Source organism: Arenimonas malthae CC-JY-1, assembly GCF_000747075.1.
Taxonomy (GTDB): domain Bacteria; phylum Pseudomonadota; class Gammaproteobacteria; order Xanthomonadales; family Xanthomonadaceae; genus Arenimonas; species Arenimonas malthae.
In genome coordinates this window covers 17,031-32,753 of the sequence record NZ_AVCH01000149.1, presented here as the reverse complement: position 1 = coordinate 32,753, position 15,723 = coordinate 17,031, and the positions used below count along the sequence as shown (strand labels likewise).

General features: G+C 71.7%; 16 protein-coding genes. 9 read left to right on the top strand and 7 right to left on the bottom strand.

Features of this window, described 5'->3' with window-relative positions; all coding sequences use genetic code 11:
- Positions 1-64: 64 nt before the first annotated feature.
- Positions 65-670 carry a transcriptional repressor LexA gene (gene lexA, locus N790_RS06890; protein ID WP_043802449.1) on the bottom strand — a complete coding sequence of 202 codons (606 nt, stop codon included), beginning with the start codon at positions 668-670 and terminating at the stop codon, positions 65-67.
- 136 nt (positions 671-806) lie between these two features.
- Here lexA and radA point away from each other — a divergent pair, with 136 nt between their 5' ends.
- Entirely contained in the window at positions 807-2,201 is a 1,395-nt protein-coding gene (gene radA, locus N790_RS06885) for a DNA repair protein RadA (protein WP_043802447.1), read from the top strand.
- Here the strand turns inward: radA and N790_RS06880 are convergent, their stop codons facing one another.
- Positions 2,202-2,999: a cytochrome C assembly family protein gene (locus N790_RS06880; protein WP_043802444.1), complete on the bottom strand. Its 798-nt coding sequence runs from the start codon at positions 2,997-2,999 to the stop codon at positions 2,202-2,204. It lies immediately after the preceding gene.
- A gap of 105 nt (positions 3,000-3,104) precedes the next feature.
- Between N790_RS06880 and ffh the strand changes: the two genes are divergently transcribed.
- The 7 genes from ffh to N790_RS06845 all read left to right on the top strand — a co-directional run bounded on the left by ffh (position 3,105) and on the right by N790_RS06845 (position 8,248).
- Positions 3,105-4,478 carry a signal recognition particle protein gene (gene ffh, locus N790_RS06875; RefSeq protein WP_043802441.1) on the top strand — a complete coding sequence of 458 codons (1,374 nt, stop codon included), beginning with the start codon at positions 3,105-3,107 and terminating at the stop codon, positions 4,476-4,478.
- Between the two features lie 127 nt (positions 4,479-4,605).
- A complete protein-coding gene (gene rpsP, locus N790_RS06870; RefSeq protein WP_043802440.1) occupies positions 4,606-4,860 on the top strand; it encodes a 30S ribosomal protein S16 in 255 nt (84 codons plus the stop codon).
- 34 nt (positions 4,861-4,894) lie between these two features.
- Positions 4,895-5,401, top strand: a complete 507-nt coding sequence (rimM, locus tag N790_RS06865; RefSeq protein ID WP_043802437.1) for a ribosome maturation factor RimM — start codon at positions 4,895-4,897, stop codon at positions 5,399-5,401.
- Positions 5,402-5,418: 17 nt separating this feature from the next.
- Complete coding sequence (trmD, locus tag N790_RS06860; RefSeq protein ID WP_043802436.1) at positions 5,419-6,177, top strand: tRNA (guanosine(37)-N1)-methyltransferase TrmD; 759 nt, start codon at positions 5,419-5,421, stop codon at positions 6,175-6,177.
- 113 nt (positions 6,178-6,290) lie between these two features.
- Positions 6,291-6,659 carry a 50S ribosomal protein L19 gene (gene rplS / locus N790_RS06855; protein ID WP_043802433.1) on the top strand — a complete coding sequence of 123 codons (369 nt, stop codon included), beginning with the start codon at positions 6,291-6,293 and terminating at the stop codon, positions 6,657-6,659.
- Between the two features lie 107 nt (positions 6,660-6,766).
- Positions 6,767-7,798 (top strand): alpha/beta hydrolase, encoded by a 1,032-nt coding sequence (locus tag N790_RS06850; protein WP_043802431.1) that lies wholly within the window; start codon positions 6,767-6,769, stop codon positions 7,796-7,798.
- Between the two features lie 30 nt (positions 7,799-7,828).
- Positions 7,829-8,248 carry an RNA-binding S4 domain-containing protein gene (locus N790_RS06845; RefSeq protein WP_043802428.1) on the top strand — a complete coding sequence of 140 codons (420 nt, stop codon included), beginning with the start codon at positions 7,829-7,831 and terminating at the stop codon, positions 8,246-8,248.
- 1 nt (position 8,249) lies between these two features.
- Here the strand turns inward: N790_RS06845 and N790_RS06840 are convergent, their stop codons facing one another.
- The gene (locus N790_RS06840; RefSeq protein ID WP_043802427.1) at positions 8,250-8,726 is read right to left on the bottom strand and encodes an Lrp/AsnC family transcriptional regulator; all 477 of its coding nucleotides are present in this window, start codon (positions 8,724-8,726) and stop codon (positions 8,250-8,252) included.
- A gap of 94 nt (positions 8,727-8,820) precedes the next feature.
- Between N790_RS06840 and N790_RS06835 the strand changes: the two genes are divergently transcribed.
- A complete protein-coding gene (locus N790_RS06835) occupies positions 8,821-10,005 on the top strand; it encodes a trans-sulfuration enzyme family protein (RefSeq protein ID WP_043802426.1) in 1,185 nt (394 codons plus the stop codon).
- Between the two features lie 18 nt (positions 10,006-10,023).
- Here N790_RS06835 and N790_RS06830 read toward each other — a convergent pair whose 3' ends face one another.
- The 4 genes from N790_RS06830 to N790_RS06815 form a co-directional block, all read right to left on the bottom strand.
- Positions 10,024-11,331, bottom strand: a complete 1,308-nt coding sequence (locus tag N790_RS06830) for a metal-dependent hydrolase family protein (protein ID WP_052385756.1) — start codon at positions 11,329-11,331, stop codon at positions 10,024-10,026.
- Positions 11,332-11,411: 80 nt separating this feature from the next.
- Positions 11,412-13,991, bottom strand: coding sequence for a DNA mismatch repair protein MutS (gene mutS / locus N790_RS06825; RefSeq protein ID WP_043802424.1), 2,580 nt, complete (start codon positions 13,989-13,991; stop codon positions 11,412-11,414).
- Positions 13,992-14,102: 111 nt separating this feature from the next.
- Entirely contained in the window at positions 14,103-15,308 is a 1,206-nt protein-coding gene (locus N790_RS06820; RefSeq protein ID WP_084062723.1) for a TonB family protein, read from the bottom strand.
- Positions 15,298-15,690: a BlaI/MecI/CopY family transcriptional regulator gene (locus N790_RS06815; RefSeq protein ID WP_156969970.1), complete on the bottom strand. Its 393-nt coding sequence runs from the start codon at positions 15,688-15,690 to the stop codon at positions 15,298-15,300. Before N790_RS06815 ends, N790_RS06820 begins: the two co-directional genes overlap by 11 nt.
- Positions 15,691-15,723 lie beyond the last annotated feature (33 nt).

Genomic DNA, 15,723 nt, shown 5'->3' with positions numbered 1-15,723 from the left:
GGGCTGGCCGCGCCAGAGCCGGCGGCCGGCCAGCAGGGTGTCGAGGGAAAGCACGGCGCCCATGTCAGCCCCGGCGCACCAGGCCGCAGTACACGCCCTCGATGGCGAACACCGCGCCGGGCGGCACTTCGATGGGCGCGTGGTCGGGGTTGCGCGGCAGCAGGGTGATGCGGTCCTTGCGCCGGCGCAGGCGCTTGACCGTGAGTTCGCCGTCCAGGCGCGCCACCACGATCTGGTTGTCGCCGGCCTCGGGCGTGCGGTGCACGGCGATCAGGTCGCCGCTGAAGATGCCGTCGTCGCGCATGGAGTCGCCCTTCACCCGCAGCAGGTAGTCGGGGCGCGGGAAGAACAGCGCGCGGTCGAGCAGCAGGTGGCCTTCGAACTCGGCGTCGCCGATGGGTTCGCCCGCCGCCACCTTGCCCAGCACCGGCAGCGACAGCGAATGCGCCGGCGCGGGCAGGGTGGCCAGGCGGATGCCGCGCGACTTGCCGGGCAGCAGGGTGAGCGCGCCCTTGGCCTCCAGCGCCTGCAGGTGGGCCTGGGCCGAACGCGCCTGCCGGAAGCCGAATTCCCGGGCGATTTCGGCCAGGGTGGGCGGCAGGCCGTCGCGGGCGACCTGGGCGGTGATGAAGTCGAGGATGGCCTGCTGGCGGTCGGTGAGGGCATCCATGGCACAAATATATGTGGTATCCATTGTCCCGGCCAGTCCCCCGTCGCCGGGCGTGGGGCACAGCCTGCCGGGCCCCTGGCTCACGGGTTGAGACGCCATCCGGCTACAGTTCCCGTCCCCTCCGAGAGTGCTTCCCATGGCCAAGGCCAAGACCGCCTACGTCTGCAGCGAATGCGGCGCCTCCTCCAGCAAGTGGCAGGGCCAGTGCGGCGAATGCGGGGCCTGGAACACGATGAGCGAGTTCGTCATCGAACCCGCCAGCACCGGCAAGGGCGCCGCCCCGGCGGCCCGCCACGGCGGCTGGGCCGGGCGGCCGGAAGCCGCCGGCGTCACCGCGCTCCGGGACGTCAGCCAGGAAGCCGAGGTGCGGGTTTCCACCACCATCGGCGAACTCGACCGCGTGCTCGGCGGCGGCCTGGTGGAAGGCTCGGTGGTGCTGGTCGGCGGCGACCCGGGCATCGGCAAGTCCACCCTGCTGCTGCAGGCGCTGGCGCTGATGTCGGCGCGGGTGCCGGCGCTGTACGTCACCGGCGAGGAAAGCCTGGCCCAGGTGGCCGGCCGCGCCCAGCGCCTGGGCCTGCCGCTCGACAACCTGCACGCCCTGGCCGAAACCTGCGTCGAGAAGATCCTGGCCCAGGCGTCGTCGGCGAAACCGTCGCCGCGCCTGCTGGTGGCCGATTCCATCCAGACGCTCTGGAGCGAACTGCTCACCGCCGCGCCCGGCTCGGTCAGCCAGGTGCGCGAAAGCGCCGCCAGGCTGGTGCGCTTCGCCAAGGAAACCGGCACCTCGGTGTTCCTGGTCGGCCACGTCACCAAGGAAGGCGGCATCGCCGGCCCGCGCGTGCTCGAGCACATGGTCGACGCGGTGCTGTATTTCGAGGGCGAGGCCGGCAGCCGCTTCCGCGTGCTGCGCGCCTTCAAGAACCGCTTCGGCGCGGTGAACGAGCTGGGCGTGTTCGCCATGGGCGACAAGGGCCTGCGCGAAGTGCCGAACCCGTCGGCCATCTTCCTGTCGGGCTCGAGCACGGCGCAGCCGGGCAGCGCGGTGATGGTCACGCGCGAAGGCACGCGGCCGCTGCTGGTGGAAGTGCAGGCGTTGGTCGACCAATCCCCGCTGGCCAACCCGCGCCGCGTCGCCCTGGGCCTGGAACAGAACCGCCTGGCCATGCTGCTGGCGGTGCTGCACCGGCACGGTGGCGTCGGCGTGTTCGACCAGGACGTGTTCGTGAACGTGGTCGGCGGCATCCGCGTGCAGGAAACTGCGGCCGATTTGCCGGTGCTGCTGGCGGTGCTCAGTTCGCTGCGCGACCGCCCGCTGGCCGAAAAAACCATCGCCTTCGGCGAAGTGGGCCTGAGCGGCGAGATCCGCCCCGTGCCCAACGGCGAGGAGCGCCTGAAGGAAGCCGCCACGCACGGTTTCAGGCGCGCCATCGTGCCGCGCGCCAACGCGCCGAAGAAGGGCGCCTACAAGGACCTGGAAGTCATCGCCGTCGAGCGCCTCTCCGAGGCCCTCGAAGCCGCCGCCGAATGATCAGGCGCGGTGCAGCACCAGTTCGTACACGAACTTGCTGCCGAAGAAGGCCAGCAACAGCAGGGCCATCGCGGTCAGGGTGAGCTTGGCCGCCCGCGGGCCGCGCCAGCCCCAGCGCCAGCGGCCGAACAGCAGCAGCGCCAGCACCACCCAGGACAGGATCGACAGCACGGTCTTGTGCGCCAGCCCTTGGGCGAACAGGTTGTCCACGAACAGCACGCCGGTCAGCAGGGTCAGGCTCAGCAGCACGAAGCCGGCGCCCAGGCTGCGGAACAGCAGCGTTTCCATTTGCGTCAGCGGCGGCAGCAGGCGCAGCGCGCCGCCGAGGTGGCGCTGGCGCAGGGCGCGGTCCTGGAACCACAGCATCAGCGCCAGCAGGGTGGCCACCGCCAGCGTGGCGTAGGCCAGCAGGGCCAGCAGCGCGTGCAGCTGCAGCGGCCAGCCAAGTCCTTCGCGTGCCGGGCTGCCGCCGAGGAAGGCGTAGGCCAGCAGCACCAGCGAGGCCAGCGGGAACACGATGATGCCCAGCGCCTCGATGCGCTGGGCCGGGCCCAGGGCCGTGGTCAACGCGGCCATGCCCAGGCCCACCAGCGACAGCGCCGCGAAGAAGTGCAGGTCCGGGCCGCCGAGCAGGCGCCAGGCCAGCAGGTGCACGCCGGCATGCATCAGCAGCGCCGGTACCGCCAGGCCCAGCCAGCGGCGCGGCGGCGGGTTCGGGCCCTGCGCGTGGCCGGCCAGCTGGTGGCTGGCGAGGGCGTACAGGGTGACGGCGAGCAGGCTGAGGACGAGGGCGGGCATCCGGGCAGTTTCGCACAGCCTCCCGGGGCCGAGAACCGCCGCCGGCGAAGGTGGCCGGGCCGCCCGCGTTATACTTCGCGACCCACCAGGCAAGACCCCGATCCCATGTTCGAGTCGCTGACCCAGCGCCTTTCCGGCACCCTCCAGCGCCTGCGCGGCCGCGGCCGCCTGACCGAGGAAAACATCCGCGAGGCCACCCGCGAGGTGCGCATCGCCCTGCTCGAGGCCGACGTGGCGCTGCCGGTGGTCTCGGCCCTGGTCGAGCGCATCAAGGCGCGCGCGGTCGGCCAGGAAGTGCTGACCAGCCTCACCCCGGGCCAGGCCCTGATCAAGGTGGTGCGCGACGAAATGGCCGCGGTCATGGGCTCGGCCGCCAGCGAGCTCAACCTCAACGTGCCGGCGCCGGCCGTGATCCTGATGGCCGGCCTGCAGGGCGCGGGCAAGACCACCACCGTGGGCAAGCTCGCCAAGCACCTGAAGGAAAAGAAAAAGAAGAAGGTGATGGTGGTGTCGGCCGACGTCTACCGCCCGGCCGCGATCGAGCAGCTGCGCACGCTGGCCCAGCAGGTGGACGTGCTTTTCTTCCCGTCCAGCGCCGACCAGAAGCCCGAGGCCATCGTCCGCGCCGCCATCGACGACGCCCGCAAGTCCTTCGTGGACGTGCTGCTGGTGGACACCGCCGGCCGCCTGGCCATCGACGACGCGATGATGGCCGAGATCAAGGCCCTGCACGCCGCCGTGAACCCGGTCGAGACCCTGTTCGTGGTCGACGCCATGACCGGCCAGGACGCCGCCAACACCGCCAAGGCCTTCGCCGAGGCGCTGCCGCTGACCGGCGTGGTGCTCACCAAGACCGACGGCGACGCCCGCGGCGGCGCCGCGCTGAGCGTGCGCTACATCACCGGCAAGCCGATCAAGTTCGTGGGCGTGGGCGAAAAGCCCGACGGCCTGGACGTGTTCCACCCCGAACGCGCCGCCAGCCGCATCCTGGACATGGGCGACGTGCTCAGCCTGGTCGAGCAGGTCGAGCAGCAGGTGGACAAGGACAAGGCCGCCAAGCTGGCCGAGAAGGTCGCCAAGGGCAAGAAGTTCGACCTCAACGACATGCGCGACCAGCTCGAGCAGATGCAGAACATGGGCGGCCTGCACGGCCTCATGGACAAGCTGCCGGGCATGGGCCAGGTGCCCGAGCACGTGAAGAACCAGGTCACCGGCAAGGAAGTGCCGCGCATGGTGGCCATCATCAACTCCATGACGAAGAAGGAGCGCCGCAACCCGGGCCTCCTGAACGGCTCGCGCCGGGCCCGCGTGGCCCGCGGCTCGGGCACCACCCCGGCCGACGTGAACAAGGTGCTCAAGCAGTACCAGCAGATGGAAAAGATGATGTCCAAGCTGTCCCAGGGCGGCATGAAGGGCCTGCTGCGGGGCATGAAGGGCATGATGGGCGGCGGTTTCCCCGGCCGCTTCCCGGGCCGCTGAGGCCGGGCCCGGGGCCGGCCCGGGTCGCGCCGGGGTTTCCTTCGGGGCGACAAAGGGTTAGAATTCGCGATTCCCCGGCCGGCTTTGCTGTCCGGATCACCGTCCAAGAACTGCAGAGCAAACCGACATGGTCAAGATCCGTCTGACCCGCGGCGGCGCCAAGAAGCGCCCCTTCTACCACATCGTCGTGACCGACCAGCGCAACAAGCGCGACGGCCGTTCCATCGAGCGCGTGGGTTATTACAACCCGGTTGCCCAGGGCAACGAAAAGCGCGTCGAGCTCGACACCGAGCGCGTCAAGCACTGGGTTTCCCACGGCGCCCAGCTGACCGAGAAGGTCAGCGCGCTGGTGAAGGAAGTCTCGGCCAAGGCCGCGGCCTGAGGTCCCGGCCTCGCCCCGCGCGAGGCCAGCTGGCATGAATACCGGGCGCCGCATCCTGCTGGGCAGGGTCGCCGGCGCCTTCGGCGTCCGGGGCGAGCTCAAGCTCCTTTCCTGGACCGAGCCCCGCGACGCCCTGTTCCGCTACCAACCCTGGATCCTCCGCTCCGGCGACGCCGAGCGCGAGGTCACGGGCGTGCGTGGTCGCGACACCGGCAAGGCGGTCATCGCCACCTTCCCAGGCGTCGACACCCGTGAACTGGCCGAAGCCATGAACGGCACCGAGATCTGGGTGCCGCGCGACCGCCTGCCGCCCCCGGCGCCGGGCGAGTACTACTGGGTGGACCTGGAAGGCCTGAAGGTGGAAACGACCGAGGGCGTCGCCTTGGGCACCGTGTCGCACCTGTTCGAAACCGGCGCCAACGACGTCATGGTCGTTTCCGGCGAGCGCGAGCGGCTGGTTCCCTTCATCGTGGGCCAGTACATCACCTCGGTCGATTTCGACGCCGGCAAGGTCGTGGTCGACTGGGACCCGGATTTCTGAGCCTGGTCCGCGCCGCCATGCGCATCGACGTCGTCACCCTGTTCCCCGACTTCATCCGCGACAGCGCCGCGCTGGGCGTGGTCGGCCGCGCGCAGGAACGCGGGCTGCTGGCCGTGCACGGCTGGAACCCGCGCGACTACGCCACCGACAACTACCGCCGGGTGGACCAGCGCCCCTTCGGCGGCGGCCCCGGCATGCTGATGCTGGCCGAACCCCTGGGGGCCTGCCTGGCTGCGGCGAAGGCCGCCGACCCGGCCCCGGCCCGCGTCATCTACCTCAGCCCGCAGGGCCCGCGCCTGACCCAGGCCAAGGTGCGCGAACTGGCCGCGCTGCCTCGCCTGGTGCTGCTGTGCGGCCGCTACGAGGGCCTGGACGAGCGCTTCATCGAGCGCGAGGTGGACGAGGAACTTTCCATCGGCGACTACGTGCTCTCGGGTGGTGAGCTGGCCGCGGCCGTGCTGGTGGACGCGGTGGGGCGGCTGCAGGAGGGTGCGCTCAACCACGCCGATTCCGCCGCCCAGGACAGCTTCGAGGACGGCCTGCTCGATTGCCCGCACTACACCCGTTCCGAGGCCGCCGGCACGGAAGGGGTGCCCCCGGTGCTGCTGTCGGGCGACCACGCCGCCATCGCCCGCTGGCGCCGGCAGCAGTCCCTGGGCCGCACCTGGCTGCGCCGGCCCGACCTGCTGGCCCGGGCCAGCCTGGGCAAGGCCGACCGGGCCCTGCTGGCCGAGTTCATCGCCCAGTGGCGGGCGGCGCACCCACCGGTGGCCTGAACCGCTTCCCTTTCAAGGGCTTGCGCGGCTATACTGCGCGGCTCCACGATCAGCCAAGCACGGTTCCCGGGCCTCTGGCACGCACTAAAACAACCATCAGAGGCGTAAGCATCATGAGCATCAACAAGCTGCTGCAGCAGTTCGAGGCCGAGCAGATCAAGCGCGAGCTGCCGAAGTTCTCGCAGGGCGACACCGTCGTCGTCAACGTCAAGGTCAAGGAAGGCAACCGCGAGCGCGTGCAGGCCTACGAAGGCGTGGTCATCGCGATCAAGAACGCCGGCCTGAACTCGGCCTTCACCGTGCGCAAGATCTCGCACGGCTTCGGCGTCGAGCGCGTGTTCCAGACCCACAGCGCCATCATCGACTCGGTCACCGTGAAGCGCCGCGGCAAGGTCCGCCAGGGCAAGCTGTATTACCTGCGTGGCCTGGAAGGCAAGAAGGCGCGCATCAAGGAAGACCTGGCCGCCCGTTCGGCCGAGTAATCCGCGCTGCCAAGCATCGCCAGACGGCCGCCTCCGGGCGGCCGTTTGCGTTGGGGCATGACCAACGTCGCTTGCGGTCCGGGGCAGGGCGACCGCAGGCTGGGGCGATGCATCCCTGGCTCGCCCTGCTCGTCATTTCGGCCACGCTGGCGGCTCCCGCCGCCGCCTCGTCGCCGGTGGCACCGCAGGTGCTGCGCGAGCCCTCGCCGCTGGTGCGCGGCGAGGAATTCTCGCGGCGCCTGCTCAGCCCGCTGTCGGCCGCGGACATCCATCGTTTCCTGCAGGCGTCCGGCCGCCGGCTGGCGCCCGAGGACTTCGTCCCCGGCGTCGATGCCGTGGACCTGTACGTGCCCGCGAAAGCGCCGCCCGGCGGCTACGGCCTGCTGGTCTTCATCCCGCCCGCCGACGACTTCCCGCTGCCGCGCGACTGGCACGCGGCGCTGGAAAAACGCGGCCTCGTCGTCGCCATGCCCAGGAAGGCCGGCAACGACGCCGACGTCATCGGCCGCCGCATCCCGCTGGCGCTGCACGCGCACCACCATGCCAGTGCGAACCTGGCCATCGATCCCGAGCGCGTCTACGTCGGCGGTTTTTCCGGCGGCGCGCGGCTGGCGCAGCGCATCGCCATCGCCTGGCCGGACGTGTTCCGCGGCAGCCTGCAGTTCGCCGGCAGCGTGGTGGTGGGCGAAAACCTGCTGCCCCCGCCGCCGCGCGACCTGCTCGACCTGGCCCGCCAGCGCAGCCGCTTCGTGCTGGTGAGCGGCAGCCTGGACCTGCCGAACCGCCGCAACGACGCGGAGGCGCGCGCGAGGTTGGAATCGCTCTGTTTCGCCGGCGTGCGCGGCTTCGGGCCGCCGCGGCTGGACCACTGGGTGCCGGACGGCCGCGCCTTCGCCAAGGCCCTGGACCAGCTGGAGGCGCCCGTGCCGGCCGAAGGGCACGACGCCTGCGCCGGCATGCTCGACGCCGAAGTCGCGCAGGCGCTCGACGCCGTGGAAGGCCAACTCGCGCGCGGCGACGCGGCCGGCGCCCGGAATGCGCTGACCCAACTCGACGATCGCTTCGGCGGCCTCGCCGCGCCGCGTTCGCTCGAACTCGCGCGGCGAATCATGGCGGCGCTGCCGGAAAAGGCCGATTGAGGCGCGGCCGGCCCGGTCGTAGCATGGCGCATGGTCCACGTTACCCCCCAGGCCGCCGCCGCGGCCGACACCGTCCGCCTCGACGTCTGGCTCTGGGCGGCCCGTTTCTTCAAGACCCGCGCCCTGGCCAAGCAGGCCATCGAGGGCGGCAAGGTGCAGGTGGCCGGGCAGGGCGCCAAGCCCTCGCGCGCGGTGCGGGCCGGTGAATCCCTGGTGGTGCGCCGCGGCGACGACGTGTTCGAAGTGCAGGTGCTGGGCACCAGCGACCGCCGCGGTTCGGCGTCGGTGGCCCAGGCGCTCTACTCGGAAACCGAAGCCTCGCGCGAAGCGCGCCTGAAAGCCGCCGCCGAGCGCCGCGCCGCCGCCACCGGCTACCGCCCGCCGCTGACCAAGCCCGACAAGCGTGCCCGCCGCCTGATCCAGGCCCTGGGCGACCTCGACGCGCTCTGACTCAGCCTTCGTCGGCCGCCGCGTAAACCGGCAGGTCCGGCGCGCGCTGGAAGGCGAAGATCAGGTGGGTTTCGATGTGCGCCACTTCCTCGCGGCTGGTCAGCGCCGACATCGCGAAATCGCGCAGGTGGTCGCTGTCGCGCACGCCCACGTGCACCAGGAAATCGTCGGCGCCGGCCACGTGGTAGAGGCACAGCACTTCCGGCAGCGCCATCAGGTGCGCGTGGATGGCCTCCACCTGCGGCCGCGAATGCCGCGCCAGCCGCACGGCCACCATGGCCTGCAGGCCGATGCCGACGGCGGCGGGGGCGATCTCGGCGTGGTAACCCAGCAGCACCCCGGCCTCGCGCAGGCGCCGCACCCGCTCGAGCGCCGTCGAGGGCGCCACCCCCACGCGCTCGGCCAGGTCCTTGTTGGGGATCCGCGCATTCTTCCGCAGAAGGCGCAGGATGGCGAAGTCCGTTCGGTCAAGATGCATGCATGGCCCCTGTTCAAGAAATACTGTTCGGCCTGGCCGAACTAGGCCGGAGTCTAAGCCATAGTGCCGGCGACCTGCCCAGGAGCCTGCCGCCATGCCCCGCATCGAAACCCTGGCCGTGCACGCCGGCCGCGACGACTTCGCCGAACTGGGCGTGCACGCGCCGCCGATCGACCTCTCCACCACCTACCCGGTGTCGGACCTGGACGTGGGCACCGAAAGCTTCGACGCCCTGGTGGGCGGCGCCGCCAGCGCCCGCAACCCGATCTACGCGCGCCTGCACAACCCCACCGTCGGCCGGGTGGAACAGGCCCTGGCCGCGCTGGAAGGCACCGAGGCCTGCGTGGCCTACGGCTCGGGCATGGCCGCGCTCACCGCCGTGCTGATGGATGCGCGCAGCCGCGGCGGCCACGTGCTGGTGGTGCGCCCGCTGTACGGCACCTCCGACCACCTGCTGGCCTCGGGCCTGTGCGGGCTGGAGGCCGAATTCGTCGACGCCGGCGAGATCGCCGCGCGCCGCCGCGCCGACACCGCGCTGGTGATCATCGAAACCCCGGCCAACCCCACGCTCGACCTGGTGGACATCCGCGCCGTGGTCGCGGCCGCGGGCGACGTGCCGGTGCTGGTGGATTCCACCTTCGCCACGCCCGTGCTGCAGCAGCCCGCGCGCCTGGGCGCCAGCTACGTGCTGCACAGCGCCACCAAGTTCCTCGGCGGCCACGGCGACGTGATCGCCGGCGTGGTGTGCTGCAGCGAAGAACGCGCACGCCCGCTGCGCACCGTGCGCGCGGCGACCGGCGCGCTGCTGCACCCGCTGGGCGCCTACCTGCTGCACCGCGGCCTGCCCACGCTGGCGCTGCGCGTGGAGCGCGTCCAGGCCAATGCCATCGTGCTGGCGAACCGCCTGTCGGAGCACGCCGCCGTGGCGCGCGTGCACTTCCCGGGGCTGGGCACGGTGCGCAACGCGCACCTGGTGGGCGCGCAGATGGCCGGCCCCGGCTCGCTCATGGCGATGGAACTGCGCGGCGGCTACGCCGCGGCGGCGGCGGTGATGGCGAAGGTGCGCCTGATGACGCCGGCGGTGAGCCTGGGCTCGGTGGACACGCTGGTCCAGCATCCGGCCGGCCTGACCCACCGCGTGGTGGACCCGGAAGCGCGCCTGGCCAGCGGCATCGGTCCCGGCATGCTGCGGCTGTCGGTGGGCATCGAGCAGGTCGAAGACCTGTGGGCCGACCTGGCCCAGGCCCTCGACGGCGTCGCGCTCAGCGCCGCGGCCTGAGCCGGCGGCGGCCGGCACTCAGGGCCGGAAGACCTCGCCGCCCTTGACCACCACGTCCACGCGCTTGAGCACGGTGACGTCCTCGAGCGGGTTGCCGCTCACGGCGACCAGGTCGGCGTGCTTGCCCGGTTCGAGGCTGCCGACGCTGTCGCCCAGCCCGAGCAGGTCGGCGGCGTTGCGGGTGGCGGCGACGATGGCCTGCGCCGGCGTCATGCCATGGGCCACCATCAGCTCGAATTCGTCGGCGTTGCGGCCGTGCAGGCTGACGCCGGCGTCGGTGCCGAAGGCGATCTTCACGCCGGCGGGCACCGCCTGTTCCAGGGCCTTGCCGGTGATGTCGATGCGCCAGCGGATCTTCTCCAGCACTTCGCCGGAGTAGGCGCCGGGGTCCGCGGCCAGCCGCTCGCGGTAGCCGTTGACGGTGGACAGCGTGGGTACGTAATAGGCGCCGCTGCGGCGGAACAGCTGCAGGCCCTCGGCGTCGAGCAGGGTGCCGTGTTCGATCGAATCCACGCCCAGGCGCAGCGCCAGGTTGATGCCGTCGGCGCCGTGCGCGTGCACGGCCACCTTCTTGCCGTACATGCGCGAGGTCTCGACGACGGCCCGCGCCTCGTCCTCGAACATCTGCGCGCCCAGTCCGGCGCCGATGCGGCTGTTCACGCCGCCGGTGATCAGCAGCTTGATCACGTCGGCGCCTTCGGCCACCTGGCGGCGCACCGCGCGCCGGCACGACTCGACGCCGTCGCAGACGTTGCCGCGGGTGTCGAGCGCCTCGTGCAGGTCGGCGCGGTAGCCCAGGCGCGGGTCGCCGTGGCCGGCGGTGGCCGAGATCGAGGTGTTGGCGGTGAGGATGCGCGGGCCCGGCAGCTTGCCGGCGTTGACGGCGTCGCGCAGCGCGCGGATCTCGCCGTCGCCGTCGCCGAGGTTGCGCACGGTGGTGAAGCCGGCCAGCAGGGTCTTGCGGGCGTTGGCCGCCGCTTCCAGCGCGTTGTCGGCCGGGCTGCGCTGCACTTCGGCCAGCTGGCCGGCCAGGCCGCCCAGGTCGTTGGTCAGGTGCACGTGGCTGTCGATGAGGCCCGGCAGCACGAAATGCCGGCGCAGGTCGAGCACCTCGGTGCCGGCCGGCGCGCCGAACGCTTCGGGGCCGACATGGCCGTCGCGCACCTGGTCGACCTTGCCGTCGCGCAGCAGCAGCGTGGCCGCGCCGCGCGGCGCCTGGCCGGGGCGGTCGAGCAGCTGGCCGGCCTGCACCACCAGCACCTGGGCTGGGGCATCGAAGGCCGCGGCCAGCAGCGGCAGGGCGAGGAACAGGCGGCGCAGGGTCATTCGCGGACTCCGTGGATGGGCGGGGCAAGGGGCAAAACTAGCAGGGTTGCGTCGGCGCCCGGTGAGGACGCCGTCGCGGCTCACCGCAGCTGCCTCAGCCGGTAAAGCGCTTCGAGCGCCTGCTTCGGCGTCAGTTCGTCCGGGTCGATCGCGTCCAGCGCCTCGAGCGCGGCCGAGGGCGCCGGCGCGAACAGGCTGGCCTGCTGCGGGGCGTCCAGCGCGGCCGGGCTCATGGTGGCCACGGCCTGCGGCGCGCCGCGCTGCTCGAGTTCGGCCAGCGTGCGCCGTGCCTGGTCCACCACCGTGCGCGGCAGGCCGGCCAGCGCCGCCACCTGCAGGCCGAAGCTGCGGTTGGCCGGGCCGTCCTTCACCGCGTGCATGAACACCAGGCGGTCGCCGTGTTCGATCGCGTCCAGGTGCACGTTGGCGATGCCGCTGCCGGGTTCGGCCAGCGCGGTGAGTTCGAAGTAGTGGGTGGCGAACAGCGTGTAGGCGCGGTTCGACTGCGCCAGGTGGCGCGCGCAGGCTTCGGCCAGGGCCAGGCCGTCGTAGGTGGAGGTGCCGCGGCCGATCTCGTCCATCAGCACCAGCGACTGCGCGGTGGCGTGGTGCAGGATGTAGCTGGTCTCGGCCATTTCCACCATGAAGGTGGACTGGCCGCGCGCCAGGTCGTCGCCGGCGCCGATGCGGGTGAGCACGCGGTCGATGGGGCCGATTACCGCGCGCGACGCCGGCACGAAGCTGCCGATGTGCGCCAGCAGCACGATCAGCGCGTTCTGGCGCATGTAGGTGCTCTTGCCGCCCATGTTCGGGCCGGTGATGACCAGCATGCGGCGGTTTTCGTCCAGCACCAGGTCGTTGGGCTCGAAGGGCTCGGAGCGCACGGCCTCGACCACCGGGTGGCGGCCGCGCTCGATGCGCAGGCCGGGCGCGTCGGTGAGTTCGGGGCGCGACCAGTCCAGCGCCTGCGCGCGTTCGGCGAAGGCGGCCAGCACGTCCAGTTCGCTCAGCGCGGCGGCGCAGCGCTTGAGCGGTTCCAGCGACTGGTTGAGCGTGTCGAGCAGGCCTTCGTACAGGCCCTTCTCGCGCGCCAGCGAACGCTCGCGGGCGCTCAGCACCTTGTCCTCGAAGGCCTTGAGTTCCTCGGTGATGTAGCGCTCGGCGCCGGTGAGCGTCTGGCGGCGCGTGTAGTGCGTGGGCGCGCGCTCCGACTGGCCCTTGCTGATCTCGATGAAATAACCGTGCACGCGGTTGTAGCCGACCTTCAGCGTGGCGATGCCGGTGGCGGCGCGCTCGCGGGCTTCCAGGTCCACCAGGAACTGGTCGGCGTTGGTCGACAGCGTGCGCAGCTCGTCGAGCTCGGCGTCGAAGCCTTCGGCGATCACGCCGCCGTCGCGCATCAGCACCGGCGGCTGCGGCACCACGGCGCGGGCCAGCAGCGCGGCCGCCTCGGCGTGTTCACCCAGTTCGGCGGCCAGCGTGGCCAGGCGTGGCGAATCCACCGGCGCCAGCAGGGCGCGCAGGTCGGGCAGCAGGGCCAGGCCGTCGCGCAGGGTGGACAGGTCGCGCGGGCGCGCCGAGCGCAGGGCCACGCGCGAGAGGATGCGCTCCAGGTCGCCGAGGCCGCGGAAGCGTTCGCGCAGGCCGTCGTGCACGCCCGATTCGATGAAGGCGGCCACGGCATGGTGGCGCTGGCCCAGCACGCGGCGGTCGCGCAGCGGGCGGTTGAGCCAGCGGCGCAGCAGGCGGCCGCCCATGGGGCTGACGCTGGCGTCGAGCACGCCCAGCAGGGTGTGCTCGGTGCGGCCGTCGGCGCGGCTGTCGAGCTCGAGGTGGCGGCGGGTGGCGGCGTTGAGCGCGATGCCGTCGCCGGCCGATTCGAAGGCGATGGCGGTGAGGTGGGGCAGCTGCTGCTTCTGCGTTTCCTCGACGTAGGCCAGCAGGGCGCCGGCGGCCGCGGTGGGCAGCGGCTTGTCCTCGAGCCCGAAGCCGCTGAGGTCGTGCAGCTTGAAGAAGCGCAGCAGCTGGCGCCGGCAGGCGTCGGTGTCGAAGCCCCAGGGCGGGCGGCGGCGCAGGCCGGCCTGGCTGGCCAGGAAGGCGGGCAGGCCGTCTTCGTCGGGCACCAGCAGTTCGGCGGGATCCAGGCGGGCGATTTCAGCGGCGAGCTGGTCTTCGTCGGCGACTTCCGACACGAGGAAACGGCCGCCGGCGAGGTCGGCCCAGGCCAGGCCGAAGCCGGTGCGCCCGCGCGCGACCGTCATCAGCAGGGTGTCGCGGCGTTCCTGCAGCAGGGCTTCGTCGGTGACGGTGCCGGGGGTGACGATGCGCACCACCTTGCGTTCGACCAGGCCCTTGGCCAGCGCCGGGTCGCCGATCTGTTCGCAGATGGCCACCGATTCGCCCAGCGCCACCAGCCGCGCCAGGTAACCCTCGTAGGCATGCACCGGCACGCCGGCCATTGGAATGGGCGCGCCGCCCGAACTGCCGCGCTGGGTGAGCGTGATGTCCAGCAGCCGCGCCGCCTTGCGGGCGTCGTCGTAGAACAGCTCGTAGAAGTCGCCCATCCGGAAGAACAGCAGGATGTCCGGGTACTCCGCCTTGGCGGCGAAGAACTGCTTCATCAGCGGGGTGTGGGCGGGGGCTTGGGTCTCGGCGGACATGGGGCGCGGGCTGGGGGAACCGGCCTATTGTGCCGGAAGCGGGCGGGGCGCCGGGCCGCGCAAGGAAAAGGCCGGGCGCAGGGCCCGGCCTTTGCAGTTCGCAGTGGTGCGTCAGTCCCGTGGGGACTGGGCTTCTTCCTTCGGAGGACCATCGGGACTGAACTGCACGGGCACCACGATCCAGCCTTCCACCTTCTGCCCACGGTTGCCATTTCGGCCGGCGTTGAAACGCCATTGCCAGGCTGCCTCCAGCGCGGCGGCATCGAACACGCCCTCGGGGTTCGAGCGCTTGACCTTGATTTCGCGCGGTACGCCGTCGTCGCCGACCAGCAGCTCCAGCACGACCAATCCGCCAATGCCCGATTCTGCGGCAGCGGCCGGGTACTTCGGCTGCGTCAGCACATCCTCGTCAAGGGCCACCTGCAGTGGCTTTGGCGAGGGCTGCGAAGGCTGCACCGCCCACGCGGCGAACGTGGCCAGCGCCATCGAGGCGGCGATCAGGGCGCTGGCGGCGCGGGCGCGGCCGGCGGTGGGCAGGGGCAGCTTGAGCATGGCGATTCTCTCCTTGAGCGGATGGCTGGATTGCCAGTGGCAACCCAGTGGCAGGCCGAAGTCCGCCAGCTGGGTCTTGAGCATCACCTCGCCGTAGCGGCGGCGGGCGTCGGGGTGGCGGGCGAGCACGGCGGCGTCGCAGGCCAGCTCCTGGTCGAGCCGGAAACGCGCGGCGGCCAGGTGCAGCAGCGGGTTGAACCAGAACAGGCAGCGCAGCAGTGAACACAGGGCCTGCGCCGGCAGGTCGCCGCGGCGCAGGTGCTGGCGTTCGTGTTCCAGCACCAGCGCCTGTTCCTCCGGCGAATAGCGGCGGGTGAAGTCGGTGGGCAGCACCAGTCGCGGCCGCCACAGGCCGATGACGGCCGGGCCCAGCGGTGCGCCGCCGTCGTCGTCCTTCGCGTCGCGTTCGCAAAGCTGGCGATGGAAGCGCCATTGCCGCGCCGCGAACACCAGCGCCGTCGCCAGCGCGCCGGCCAGCCACAGCGTGGGCCAGGGACTGGCGGCGCCGGCCTGTTGGACGGCCAGGCTGGCGTCGGACGCCGCGAAGCGCAGCGGTGAAGGCAGCAGGGCCAGCGTGGCAGTCGCCGCAGGTGCCGCGGGCAGCAGCACCGCCATCCCGGCCAGCGGCACGGCGGCCCAGGCCGTGTAGGCCAGTCGCGCACCGGCCAACCGCCGCAGCGGCCGGCGCAGCGCCAGCACGGCGAGCAGGGCCAGCGAAGTAGCGAGCGTGGCTTCGGCCAGCGCCACCAGGAATTCACTTGCCATCGTCGATCTCCTCGAGCAGGCGCCGCAGTTCGGCAATGTCTTCCGGACTCAGCGCGCGCTGTCCGGACAGGTGGGCCACCATCGGCGCGAGCCGGCCGTCGAACAGGCGGTCCAGCAAGCCGCGGCTCTGGCCGTGCACCCAGGCCTCGCGTTCGAGCACCGGGTGGTAGCGGTAGCGCCGGCCGTCCTTCTCGGCGCGGATGGCGCCCTTCTTCAGCAGGCGGTTGAGCAGGGTCTTGATGGTGGCTTCCTGCCACTGCTGCGCCTGGGCAAGCTCGGCCACGACTTCCTCGGCGTAGCGGGGGCTGCGCTGCCACAGCACTTCCATGACCACGCTCTCGGCGTCGCTGATGGGGATCGGGTTGTTTACGTTCGTAATCATTTGTCCAGATTACACGCGTAATCGAAGCTGTCA

Bases quoted from the DNA above. Each gene is read 5' to 3' on its own strand.
- trmD (WP_043802436.1), top strand. From the start codon at position 5,419: ATGCGCATCGACGTCGTCACCCTGTTCCCCGACTTCATCCGCGACAGC.
- N790_RS06845 (WP_043802428.1), top strand. From the start codon at position 7,829: ATGGTCCACGTTACCCCCCAGGCCGCCGCCGCGGCCGACACCGTCCGC.
- mutS (WP_043802424.1), bottom strand. From the start codon at position 13,991: ATGTCCGCCGAGACCCAAGCCCCCGCCCACACCCCGCTGATGAAGCAG.
- N790_RS06840 (WP_043802427.1), bottom strand. From the start codon at position 8,726: ATGCATCTTGACCGAACGGACTTCGCCATCCTGCGCCTTCTGCGGAAG.
- radA (WP_043802447.1), top strand. From the start codon at position 807: ATGGCCAAGGCCAAGACCGCCTACGTCTGCAGCGAATGCGGCGCCTCC.
- N790_RS06835 (WP_043802426.1), top strand. From the start codon at position 8,821: ATGCCCCGCATCGAAACCCTGGCCGTGCACGCCGGCCGCGACGACTTC.
- rpsP (WP_043802440.1), top strand. From the start codon at position 4,606: ATGGTCAAGATCCGTCTGACCCGCGGCGGCGCCAAGAAGCGCCCCTTC.
- ffh (WP_043802441.1), top strand. From the start codon at position 3,105: ATGTTCGAGTCGCTGACCCAGCGCCTTTCCGGCACCCTCCAGCGCCTG.
- lexA (WP_043802449.1), bottom strand. From the start codon at position 670: ATGGATGCCCTCACCGACCGCCAGCAGGCCATCCTCGACTTCATCACC.
- N790_RS06815 (WP_156969970.1), bottom strand. From the start codon at position 15,690: ATGATTACGAACGTAAACAACCCGATCCCCATCAGCGACGCCGAGAGC.
- N790_RS06850 (WP_043802431.1), top strand. From the start codon at position 6,767: ATGCATCCCTGGCTCGCCCTGCTCGTCATTTCGGCCACGCTGGCGGCT.
- N790_RS06880 (WP_043802444.1), bottom strand. From the start codon at position 2,999: ATGCCCGCCCTCGTCCTCAGCCTGCTCGCCGTCACCCTGTACGCCCTC.
- N790_RS06830 (WP_052385756.1), bottom strand. From the start codon at position 11,331: ATGACCCTGCGCCGCCTGTTCCTCGCCCTGCCGCTGCTGGCCGCGGCC.
- N790_RS06820 (WP_084062723.1), bottom strand. From the start codon at position 15,308: ATGGCAAGTGAATTCCTGGTGGCGCTGGCCGAAGCCACGCTCGCTACT.
- rplS (WP_043802433.1), top strand. From the start codon at position 6,291: ATGAGCATCAACAAGCTGCTGCAGCAGTTCGAGGCCGAGCAGATCAAG.
- rimM (WP_043802437.1), top strand. From the start codon at position 4,895: ATGAATACCGGGCGCCGCATCCTGCTGGGCAGGGTCGCCGGCGCCTTC.